The organism is Halomonas flagellata (genome assembly GCF_022487945.1).
GTDB classification, from domain to species: domain Bacteria; phylum Pseudomonadota; class Gammaproteobacteria; order Pseudomonadales; family Halomonadaceae; genus Halomonas; species Halomonas flagellata.
Genome location: NZ_JAKVPY010000046.1, coordinates 1 through 11006 on the forward strand (window position 1 = coordinate 1; position 11006 = coordinate 11006).

Below are 11006 nucleotides of genomic sequence, written 5' to 3' on the forward strand. Positions count from 1 at the left end.
TCAGGGATTCAAAAGCCTCGCACTATCAGAATCTCGCTGCTCGGTAGCGAGATGGTGGAGGAACTGGCTGAGCGTTGCTGAGATGCCGGAAGTGCCGCTCAGCAAAGGGCCTGATGAAAGAGGCGGGGTCAGGTATCGATCTGCGGTGAAGTGGCAGGTCCCTGCGCTGATGATTCCGCCATTTCCATCTCTGCAGAGGAAAGCTGTTTCGAGGGATTGGTTAGCAAATAAATATGAGCGGCAATGCTGATAGGCCACAGGCTGAGACCGATTGTTTTGGCCAGTAGAAACAGCCACCCACTATCATAAAACTCGTTTATTGCCAACCATACCGTACCGCCTCCGATGACGACTGTCAGGCCTATCCCCCAGCATAAAATTGCCACCGTAGCATCGGTGAAACTGTTCAATCGCTTGGCGATTAGCTTGAGAATCCAGATGCCCCCCAGCACTCCCAATAGCAGTAAGAAAAAACCACCGGTCTTTAACGTTGAATCGGCTGCCCAATAATAACCCATAACTGATGGGTTGTTGAGACGCCAAAATATGATACTAATAATTGCGACGCCCATCACGCTGATCACCAAGTGGGCTAACAGGTAGCGGCGCAAGAAGGTCAGGCAGTCCAGCTGTTTTTCCGAAGGCATATCCGGCCGCTGTCGCAAGAGCGCATGTGACGGCTCGACATCGCGAAGAGAGCGTAACGTGAAACCCATGAGCAGTGCCACGATACCTATTATTGCCAGCACCACTATCGTTAGTAGTGGGTACCCGAGGTGCTCCTCCATACCATTCGACATCGCCCAATTGATCATTGAGACCATAGCCCCTAATGAGTAAGTGCCGACCCCGGCGAGGCCACCCAAAACCCAGCCGAAGGCGTTAACACCCACTATGACGTACAGAGCGATCAATACGAGATCCATCGAGACGTGCGGCGTAAAATAGCTAACCCAAAAGAAAGCTTCAGGATAGAATCTTGGTGTCATGTCCCATAAGAAACGGTCTTGGCTCATAAGAAACGCACCACCTAACTGCAGGCTTAATAGCAAGTAGGCAGCCAGCCAGTAGCGGTGCCGATCCAGGCGCGGCTCGCTCATCGAGCGGAGCCAATAAAGTTCTTTCAAGATGTGAAACATATCCTTCCCTAGAATTTACGGTAACGTTAGAGGAGCTTAGCTTTAGGCTAAATCACTTCGCGAAAACCACTCCCACTCAATCGTCGCGGGCGGCTTTCTGATAGTATCCATGGCGCCGTTAGGCCATTCCACAGAGACGCGCATGGATTTTAAGCAGTCAGACCGCTAAGCCGCAACAACCCCGTTTCCTCGTTGTTGCGGCAGCCTGCTTGGCCCACCTCATCCATCACATGTAGGCCGCCGCCAAATACCTCTATTTGCGCACAGATTTCATCGTGCCTGCTAACTCGCTTGACCCACTAACTCGATCGCAGCGCCTGCAGCACCAGCCGCCGCTCCAGGTGTTCGTTCCAGCCGGTGGGCCGATCCAGCTCGAGCCGGGCCAGCAGCGACTGTTCAGCGTCGCCGGCTTGGCCTGCACCCAGAGCACCGAGCAGGGCTTTCAGCTTGCCGCGCCGGGTAGCAGTGCGCGCTTTGAGCTGCTTGAGGGCCTTACCCAGGGTCAGCTCGTCGTCGGTGAAGTCGGTGCCGAACGGAAAACGGGGAAAGACCTGCTCACCCCCCATCTGCTCAAAGTGCTGCGCCAATCGCTGCGGAGTATTGTCCTGCCAGTGCGCGGGAATCTCGAAGTCGGCGGCCACTTTACCGGCGTCCTTGGCCTGCGCCAGCAGCTCGGACTGAAAACGCGCATCGGCAATGGCGATCAACGCCAGGTATACCTGCTCATCAGACCGACCGCGCAAATCGGCAATACCGTATTCGGTCAGAACGATATCGCGCAGATGGCGGGGTATGGTGCAGTGGCCGTAGCTGAACAGAATATTGGACTGGGTTTCGCCGCCGCTCTCGCGGGTACTGCGCAAGGTAATGACCGAGCGCGCACCGCTCAGCTCGTGGGCCATGGCGACAAAATTGTACTGCCCGCCCACACCACTGATCACCCGGCCATCTTCCAGGCCGTCGGAGACCACCGCCCCATCGAGCGTGCACAGCATGGCAGAGTTGATAAACCGCGCGTGCTGGCGCTGGGCCACCTTGAGCCGTTGATTTCCGAAGCAGTGATCGTAGAGATCATTGATGTAGTTGACGCTGGTCATGTTGATGCGCGCGCGCTCGGCGTCGGACAGCGCGTGCAGCTTGTCGTAGAAACGCCGTGGCCCCAGATAAAAGCCGCCGTGCATCACCACACCCTTGGCCGCGCTGGGGTGGTCGCTGCTCTCGGCGTCGATCTCGCCCCGGTTAATCGCTTCCTGAAAGTCGGCGTCCGCAAAGACCTGGCGCTTGAGCACCCCGCCTTGCATCAGGTAGATAAAGCCGTCCACCATCATCTCGCTGCAGCCATAAAGCCCCTGGCTGAAGGGCTGGGTGTCGCCCCACTGCTCGGCCACCGGAAACCGCTGGGCCACCTGCAGGTCCTGGTAAATCGCTTGCCAGCGGGCATTGTCCCGCTGGCGCAACAGGGTGCTGTGCACCAGCGCCGCCCCCAGAGAACCGATGCCGATTTGCAGCGTGCCGGCATCCTTCAGCAAACAGCTGGCGTAGAAGCCGATCAGGTGATCTTCCGGCGAGATGGGAGTCTGGGGCGCGCTGAACAGCGGGTAGTCGGTACCCGGGTTTTCCAACAGCAGGTCAAAGTCGTGACGCGCCAGAGCTGCGTCATTGCCCATATACGGCAGGTGTTGATTGGTTTCCGCGACACAAGCGGTGGCATAGGGCTGCGCGCGCAGCCGGGGCAACAGATCCAAGGTCAGGTCCGGGTTGCAGCTCAGGCTCACCGTCTCGCCCCGCTCATCGGGCGCCACCAACTGACCGATCACATTGATGCCCTGGGCCATTAAATCGCGCAGCGCGTGGGTGTAGTTGGTGCAGATATAGCGGCGCTGCTGGTCGGCATTGTTTTTCAGGTTGCCGGCCTGGAAAAAGAATTCCGACACCGTGACATTGTCCGGCAGGCGGTTGGCCTGGGCATCCCTGGCATAGGCCAGCTCGGGGATATCGCCGTACAGGCGCTCGACAAAAGGCCCCAGGAAACGGCGCTCCAGGGAGGAGCTGCCCGCCGGTGCAAGCAAAGACAGAGCGGTGACGATATGCAGCTTGATCGTCGGGGCGCGCTGGGCGCGGGCATAGAGGGCATTCACAAAACGCAGGGGTTTACCCAACCCCAGCGGCAGCCCCAACACTATGTCCTTGCCCACCCGATCGATGACCTGATCCACGCACGCCTCAGCGTCCTGATAACTCACCGGCTCGGCCATAGGCTGAACCCCATCCTTGGCTTCGATACGCTTCAAGCTAGCACATGGTGACACGACTCCCCTTTCCACCTTCCAATCTGGCCACCTGGCCACACCCATCCGCCAAAGTGAAGACCTCGGCGAGCTAGTGCGCCAGCTGCGCACCGAGCAGGGGCTATTGCAGATCGACCTCACCGGGCTCGCGAGAGGCATCCGAGACCGAGGGTTATCTGGCATCATGATGGAAAGGGTGAAGCTGAGGGAGTTACCTGAATGGACGACATAGCCGAACGGGCTGCGCTGTTCAGCAGGGCCACGGCGGGGCCGGGGGAAACGATGATCAACAGCGAGGCCAGGCAGAAGGAGATCCAGAGTTCCAACGGCATAACGCGTTCCTCGTGCAACGCTCAGTGGGCCATGTCCGTGACGATCGGCAAATGAACATGATCGTGAAGCATCACTGCCGCCACAGAGAAAAGCAACACGGTCATCCGTCGGTTGAAGCGGATAAGCAGGCGCCGGTTGGTGATCCAGCGGCCGGCGTGCCATTGGTTGATATTCACCTCGTCCAGGTCCTGCTCACCGTAGCGCTGCACCAGGTGCTCCTTGAGCACCCGCGTCGCCCACTGGCGAAACTGCACGCCGGACCTGGCGCTTGCCCTCCTGGCGAACTATCCGGAATTTCCGGATGGTTGCCTCCCGCTCCAGCTCTCCTTCAGCGTAAAGGTTGCCGATATGCTCGCTGACGGTGCGCACGTCCTTGTCGAACAGCTCGGCCATCTGCGCCTGGCTAAGCCAGACAGTCTCCTGGTCCAGGGCAACCTCAAGCTGCGCCTGGCCATCCGCGGAGGTGAAGAGCTGGATGCGGGAATCAATCATCGGGCAGCGCCTTCCTCAGCCAGATCCCGCGGATTGCCGCCTTCAAGATTCTGGGTAATGGCCGAGAGTCGATAGAGGGTGCAGGTCATCATGAAGGCCTCGCGTAGTGGATCTTGCTCGTATAAGGCATCCGTTGCCGCAAGAGCAAGCCGGTTCACCGGTCGCCCCTGATGATCAGGCCGTTGCCGCGAAGGCCGGATGGAAGGCCACTTGCGCCCGGGGCCCTTCGTTGCCCCAACTGAGGGCCATGAAGTACTCCGGCGGCACGCCGGGCAGGACAAGCCCCGGCAGAGAGCGGAAGCCGAAGCGCTGGTAGTAGCCGGGCTCCCCCACCAGCACACAGCCCCGCGCACCACGCTCCCGCAGGCGCGCCAGGCACGCCTTCACCAGCGCCGAGCCGATGCCTCTGCCCTGCCACCCCGGCAGCACCGATACCGGCCCCAGCCCGAACCAGCCCGGCGTACCGTCCGACAGCGTGACCGGCGACGCCGCCACATGCCCCACCACCTCGCCGTCGCATTCGGCCACCAGCGACACGCTCAGCGCCCCCGCCGCACGCAGCGCCCGCACGATATGCTGCTCGATTTGGCTGCTATGCGGCGCCTCGCGGAAGGCCGCCACGGTGACGGCCTCGATGGCCTCGGCATCGCCGGGCGTTTCGGGGCGGATGGTGGGATGCGGTGTCGTCGTCACGGCTTGAGCTCCTTGCAGGCGACAGATCCTATTATGGTCGATTGGCAGACCTGTAAGTCAGGAGCGCCTCTCCCCATTTCCTCTAGCGAATGTGGCGGTGGTACGCTGAAGAGGATTGCCATGGTTTCCATCACCGCCTGGAGTCTACGCATGGAACGCGACGCCGGCACCGAATGCCCCTTCTGCCATCCGGAAAGTGCCAGGGTCATCGCCCGGCACTCGCACTTCTTCGTGTATCGGGATGGCTTCCCCGTGTCGCCGGGGCATGCCTTGGTGATCCCCAACCGACACGTCGCGACGATTGCCGAACTCAGTGCCGAGGCACAGGCGGCGCTTTTCCCGGCGGTGCTCGATGCGCAGCGACACCTCGACGAGAGCCATCGTCCGGATGGCTACAATATCGGCCTCAACCATGGGACGGCAGGCGACCAGACAGTGCCGCACCTGCATGTGCATGTGATTCCTCGCTATCTCGGCGACCAACCAGACCCCCGGGGTGGCGTTCGCTGGATTTTTCCCGATAAGGCGGATTACTGGTGCACTTTACCTTGGCAGCACCAACCGTCCCACCCCTTTTCCGACGAGTGCTGCGATTTCGCTCGGACGGTAAGAAGCTGCCAACAGAAGGTTTTCATCGTCATTCAATCCGTTTTCAAAACCATCCCAACTCATCGACGATGCAGTTTCTTCGATACGCTCAAGGCCCTTTTGAAGCCGTTCGTCGGGAACAGACTCGTCGTGTAAGGATGGAAACCATTCCACGTAATTCGGACGCAATTTTCGAATAACATCCAGAGTCGCGCCACCTAAACCGCCCACAAGATAAAGGGGTTGCTTGCGTTCCAGTGCAAAGAGGACCTCTTCAAGGATACCCGGCATAACCCCTTGGAATGCGGAGCGTTTGCCACCGATGACAATGCGCGCGCTTGTGTTAGTTGTCATGTAGGTCCGTAAACCCGTCATAGAGCGGGTGCGCTCTTCGGCTGAATGATCCTGGATCGCCGGTTCATCAACCGAGCCTTCGAGTCGATGCCCGTCCGGCGAGAGAAAATGTATCTCGCCAAACAGCCCCAGGATTTCTTTCTGTTCCGCTATCTGTTCTTGGGTCATCTCCCGATGAACCGTCCAGGCGAGGCAGACCTTGAGCGGACGGTCCCGCCGCCCGTAGCGGTGCAACTCTTCGATCAGGAAATTCGTGATGCCGCCGGGTTCAAGATGCCCACCATAGTATAGCGAGCCGCCCGAGATGATCACCATGCGGGCCAACTCTCCGAGCGTCATTCGAAAATGCGTATCCAGGAGTCCGAGACGGTCAAGATCGGGACTGTCGGATGCAGACAAGCCGAGCTGTTTGCCTTGTAACGCATCCGCCGGAAGCAGATCGGTTCTTTGATTTTCTGAAACCATTGCTAACCCCCTCTTGTGGCGAGCTGGCGCGGGGTCATGATATCAATCTCCCGTCCAAGGCGGGTCGTCCGCGCATAATTCATCAATACTTCCCGCTCTTCGGGACCCAGCGGCGGATCGGGATGCAGAATCCGGATAGTGTCTTCGATGTCGTCGTCATCATTCTGCGTCAGATAATCATCGATCCAACTCGACAAGGTCAGCGGTTCGGGCGCATGGGGTGCCCACCATGCAACGTCTAGTTCAGGGCGCTCCAGAGCAAGATCTTTCTGGTGCATCCAGAGTGCGCGCTTCAGACATTCATCGACCAGAAGATTGAGGGCGCGATATACATCCTGCCGTCGCCAGCGCCCGTCCGCTTTTCTGACTGCGATTCGGGGCACATGGTCCATCAGGAACGAGCCGCGCTCTTCGCCGACGCCTATGGCGTCCATCATAATCACCGGCATGCCGTTCGTCTTAGCAATAACCACCTCGCGCTGGCACCATTCCCGGCTGCAATAAAGGTCCGTGCGCAATGCGAGCATTGCGCTGGTCCCGGACTTATCGCGAAGCTCCTGATCCCAGTCGGTGCCCGGTTGCAGGTCATTGGCATCGAAAAAATCGTTCAGGCGCGTATTGCGGATAACTTCTCGCACCAAATCGACAAGGGCATCGACATCTTCGCCTTCTCCCTGGCTGTGTCGTTTGGTGTGGCTAATGAACGCCGTAAGTCGATCCATTTCATCTGAAGATACTAATTGAGCGATCCCTTGCGTCAGATCACGGCAAAGCATGCTCTCGACGCCTTCACCGTTCCGTTCGGGATTGCCCGCAGCGACGAACTGGAAGTTACCCAATATCTCTATAAGATTAGTCCCATTAGTAGCGCCAGCGTCCAATGCGTAGGGGAACACGCCGACACGATCCGGCGATTCTTGTTTCAAATCCCGGATCGCACACGCATATGCATGCCACTGTGCGTTCACATCCTCGACGCACGCAGCCATTTCAGTGCCGAGCAAGGGGACGACGGCCACGAAGCTCGCGGGCCTAATACCGTTAGGCGCTGCCCGGCCTTCGGCATAGACAGGTCTCGGCACAGTGCGCGGACCTTCCCATCCCGTGCTTCGCAAGGACACCTGCACACCGCCACCGATAACACCGGAGAAGGTCGCACCTTTCATGAAGTGGTCGAAGATTTTCTCAGCGAAGCCTGCGCCCCGCAGGTCGTCTGGGTGCCAGATTACGAAGATTTCAAGGATGGGCGGTAACATCAGACCTCCTATGGTCGCAGGACGATCCAAGATCGCACTTGCGCTTAATATGGTATAGTCTGGAAGGCAAGACAAGGCACCATATCCAGTGTAGCGGAAAGGATATCACCGATGAGCAACAAGACCAAAAATGTATTCATCAGCCATGTCCACAAGGACGACGATGGCCTGACGGACCTTAAAGACCTGCTCAAGAGAAATGGCATGGATGTGCGCGATAGCTCGATTAATTCGGATCGCCCTAACAATGCGAAGTCGCCGGAGTACATCAAAACCAAAATACTTTCGCCCCGCATCGACTGGGCCAGCACAATGATCGTTTATATCTCTCCGGAAACCAAGAATAGCGAATGGGTTAATTGGGAAATCGAGCGCGCACATAAGCAGGACAAAGCCATTGTCGGTGTATGGGAGCGCGGAGCGAACGGATGCGAGGTACCCGAAGCGCTCGACGAATACGGGCATGCACTTGTTGGATGGAATGCAGACAAGATAATTTCCGCTGTGAATGGGGAATACCAGCGATTTGAGAGACCGGACGGCACAACGTGCGAGCCCCGGCCTATTCGCCGACATCCATGCTAATAGAGAGACTAACATGCCTGCAATATACAGTTATGTGGTTGCCTATGACAGCGGATTTGCGCCAAATCCCTTCAATAAATATTGCACATTGGCAACTTGCAAACCGAAAATAAGAAAACACGCGTCAGTTGGTGACTGGATTGTCGGCACCGGAAGCGACAGGAAAGACATTCGCCGAGGTGGATTCTTGGTCCATGCGATGCGTGTAGAAGAAACGCTGAAATTTTCTGAATACTGGAATGATCCGCGCTTCTCCAGTAAAAAACCGAATCTCTTCGGAAGCTATCGCATGGCGAGTGGCGACAACATCTATTGTCCAGATGGTGGCAACTGGCTCCAAATGAACTCTTATCATAGCAATAAAGATGGCACTCCTAGAGCAGATCATATCAAAAAAGACACCTCGGTTGATCGAGTTCTTATATCTCAAGATTTTGTTTATTTTGGAGCAGAGGGCCCTGAAATTCCTGATCACCTTAGGGCGTGTGGTCTCGTTCATTCAGGTATTGGTGAGCACAAGATTTCCGACATCACTACGATTGCAGCGTTCGAAGCATGGCTTGATGAACTGGGCGTCCGGGGATACCAGGGTAAACCGTTCGACATGCTAGAAATCGCGAGAAAGAGAGGGGCACAATGAACGGATCAAGACCCAGTGCACATATTTTGCTGTCCGAGTACGAAAAATCAATCGCGCCCACGGACCGCTTTGAAGATTCTGAAATCACGCCGATCTTGCTGGGCTTATTTGGCGAGGTTGGCAGCGTGATGAGTACGTCGAAGAAGCTTCACCGTGAAAAATCCGCATTCACTGGTTTCCAAAGCGATGTCGAGGAGGAACTAGGCGATACGCTCTGGTATGTCGCCGCACTATGCAGGCGTTTGGACGTGAATCTCTCGGACATATTTGCACAAGTTCTTGACGGCAATGGTTACGCGGTTAGCATCGCAGCCAACTCCGATCCCACTCACCCGATTGCCCAGGTCATGACTGCGAAAGACATTGCGCCGCTGGATTCTGTCCTATTGAGATTGGGCGAGCAGACGGCCAATCTTCTAAGCTTCGACGTCACTGTTGATACGGCTAAAGATCAGGTGCTCGATTTTGTCCGCGTCTACATTGAGGCCGTGCAGGCCGCCGGTGTCTCATTTTCTGCCGTTTTGAGCAGCAACATAGCCAAAGCATGCGGTCGTTTCATCGCGCCGAACGCCGATGATCTTCCGGATTTCGATTCCGGCTTTCCCATTGAGGAGCAACTTCCGCGTCAGTTCGAGATCGAAATTTCGCTGCGGGCCGATGGCCGAAGCTATCTGCGGTGGAACGGGGTCTTTATCGGCGACCCCCTATCGGATAATATTGCCGATGAGGACGGGTACCGTTTCCACGACGTGTTTCATTTTGCCAACACTGCAATTTTACACTGGTCGCCGACTTTCAGAGCACTGATCAAACATAAGCGAAAGAGCAAAAAACATGTTGATGAAGCCCAAGACAGTGGACGAGCCATTGTTATTGATGAGGGACTATCAGCCTATATCTTTTCCTATGCCAAATCTGTAAATTTCTTTGAAGGCCAGAGTACAGTGTCCTTCGATTTACTCAAGGCCGTACGCAATTTCGTGCGCAGCTACGAAGTCGAGGCCTGTCCTCTTCATCTGTGGGAGTATGCAATCTTGCAAGGGTACGAAGTGTTTCGTGAAGTGCGAAAGAATAATGGCGGCATCATCGTCGGAAATCGCGATGAGCGCACACTGCACTACAAGCCTTTCGGTAAGTAAGTATGACGAGTACACAAGGAATTTTCAGGGCGCTGAAAAACATTCAGTTTGAGAACACCTTTAATCCGTATTTTGAAAGATGTCCAGTCTATGATCTGCAGGACGCACCAGAGCTACGGCGGCACTACCTCAAAGAAATGCTGGACCGTGCATCCGACATCGAATTGGATGCGATCTGGGTCGGGCGTGACCTCGGATATCGTGGAGGGCGACGAACCGGACTAGCGCTCACAGATGATGTGCATTTTGCCGATCATTTGCAGCGTTGGAGGCTGGATGTGCAACGTCCAACCCACGGAAAGCCTGTCGCCGAACGGACCGCCGCTGCTATCTGGGACATTCTGTTGCGAGTCAGAGTGCCGGTCTTCCTCTGGAATGTTTTTCCCCTTCACCCCTTCAACGAGGGCGATCCGTTCTCCAACCGCGCCCACAACGCCAGAGAGCGCAGAGCGGGAGCCGAAATTTTGATCAAGATGGTCGAGCTTCTGCAACCGAAACGGATTATCGCCATTGGCAACGATGCCTACAACGTTCTGTCCGGCGTATTCGCCGAGGACTTCGTCTACAAGGCGAGGCACCCCAGCTACGGCGGACAAACCGAATTTCTAGCCATCATGAATTCGCTCTACGCCTCTCAATTGGTCGAAAGTGATACGGATCTGTTTAGCCATATATGAACGGAAAAAAATCATAACACTGAAAACCAAACTACTTTCATTAGCCTGGACACAACAAGAATGGGGGAAAGTCGTTAATTCGCAATGAGTAAATCCTCCGCCCAGACTTTTTTTAACTCACAGCCTCGCTGCGTCGAGCGACTGCATCGAATCCTGCTGGACGAGCACTTCCGCATCCAGGGCCGCATCAAGTGGTACGAGGCCCTGGAAGAGATGCAGCAGGACCTGGACCCTATGCGTCAACGTAGTTGTCACCTAAACGGATTGAGAGGTGATCAACGTGCGTTACCCCGCAGAGCGTAAGGAAGCCATCCTCAAGAAGATGGCGCCGCCCATGAGCTTGACCATCCCGGAACT

11 protein-coding genes and 1 pseudogene are annotated in these 11006 nt (G+C 56.4%); 5 read left to right on the plus strand and 7 right to left on the minus strand.

Translation table 11 applies throughout. The features are described 5' to 3' along the window. Positions 1-128: 128 nt before the first annotated feature. From MKP05_RS20545 to MKP05_RS20565, 5 genes are all read right to left on the minus strand, one after another. Positions 129-1127, minus strand: coding sequence for a hypothetical protein (locus MKP05_RS20545; protein ID WP_240570026.1), 999 nt, complete (start codon positions 1125-1127; stop codon positions 129-131). Positions 1128-1438: 311 nt separating this feature from the next. Continuing rightward, on the minus strand, positions 1439-3430 hold the full coding sequence (locus MKP05_RS20550; protein WP_240570027.1) for an acetyl-CoA hydrolase/transferase C-terminal domain-containing protein: 1992 nt from the start codon (positions 3428-3430) through the stop codon (positions 1439-1441). A gap of 350 nt (positions 3431-3780) precedes the next feature. Next, positions 3781-3969, minus strand: a complete 189-nt coding sequence (locus MKP05_RS20555) for a hypothetical protein (protein WP_240570028.1) — start codon at positions 3967-3969, stop codon at positions 3781-3783. After that, positions 3953-4252, minus strand: a complete 300-nt coding sequence (locus tag MKP05_RS20560; protein WP_240570029.1) for a virulence RhuM family protein — start codon at positions 4250-4252, stop codon at positions 3953-3955. The genes MKP05_RS20555 and MKP05_RS20560 overlap by 17 nt, the downstream gene beginning before the upstream one ends. Before the next feature lie 174 nt (positions 4253-4426). Next, positions 4427-4945 carry a GNAT family N-acetyltransferase gene (locus MKP05_RS20565; RefSeq protein WP_240570030.1) on the minus strand — a complete coding sequence of 173 codons (519 nt, stop codon included), beginning with the start codon at positions 4943-4945 and terminating at the stop codon, positions 4427-4429. Between the two features lie 150 nt (positions 4946-5095). Here MKP05_RS20565 and MKP05_RS21925 point away from each other — a divergent pair. Beyond that, positions 5096-5356, plus strand: a pseudogene (locus MKP05_RS21925) (HIT family protein); the annotation flags it as partial. Positions 5357-5488: 132 nt separating this feature from the next. On the opposite strand, the gene MKP05_RS20575 reads toward MKP05_RS21925, so the two are convergent. Further along, complete coding sequence (locus MKP05_RS20575; RefSeq protein ID WP_240570032.1) at positions 5489-6352, minus strand: hypothetical protein; 864 nt, start codon at positions 6350-6352, stop codon at positions 5489-5491. A 2-nt stretch (positions 6353-6354) separates the two neighbouring features. Continuing rightward, positions 6355-7608: a toll/interleukin-1 receptor domain-containing protein gene (locus MKP05_RS20580; protein WP_240570033.1), complete on the minus strand. Its 1254-nt coding sequence runs from the start codon at positions 7606-7608 to the stop codon at positions 6355-6357. A 111-nt stretch (positions 7609-7719) separates the two neighbouring features. On the opposite strand from MKP05_RS20580, the gene MKP05_RS20585 reads away from it, so the two are divergent. From MKP05_RS20585 to MKP05_RS20600, 4 genes are read left to right on the plus strand one after another with little or no spacing between them, the layout of a single operon-like run. Next, positions 7720-8193: a TIR domain-containing protein gene (locus tag MKP05_RS20585; RefSeq protein ID WP_240570034.1), complete on the plus strand. Its 474-nt coding sequence runs from the start codon at positions 7720-7722 to the stop codon at positions 8191-8193. Positions 8194-8206: 13 nt separating this feature from the next. After that, positions 8207-8833: an Nmad2 family putative nucleotide modification protein gene (locus MKP05_RS20590; RefSeq protein WP_240570035.1), complete on the plus strand. Its 627-nt coding sequence runs from the start codon at positions 8207-8209 to the stop codon at positions 8831-8833. Continuing rightward, the gene (locus MKP05_RS20595) at positions 8830-9972 is read left to right on the plus strand and encodes a nucleoside triphosphate pyrophosphohydrolase family protein (protein WP_240570036.1); all 1143 of its coding nucleotides are present in this window, start codon (positions 8830-8832) and stop codon (positions 9970-9972) included. Before MKP05_RS20590 ends, MKP05_RS20595 begins: the two co-directional genes overlap by 4 nt. A 2-nt stretch (positions 9973-9974) precedes the next feature. After that, the gene (locus tag MKP05_RS20600; RefSeq protein WP_240570037.1) at positions 9975-10649 is read left to right on the plus strand and encodes a uracil-DNA glycosylase; all 675 of its coding nucleotides are present in this window, start codon (positions 9975-9977) and stop codon (positions 10647-10649) included. Positions 10650-11006 lie beyond the last annotated feature (357 nt).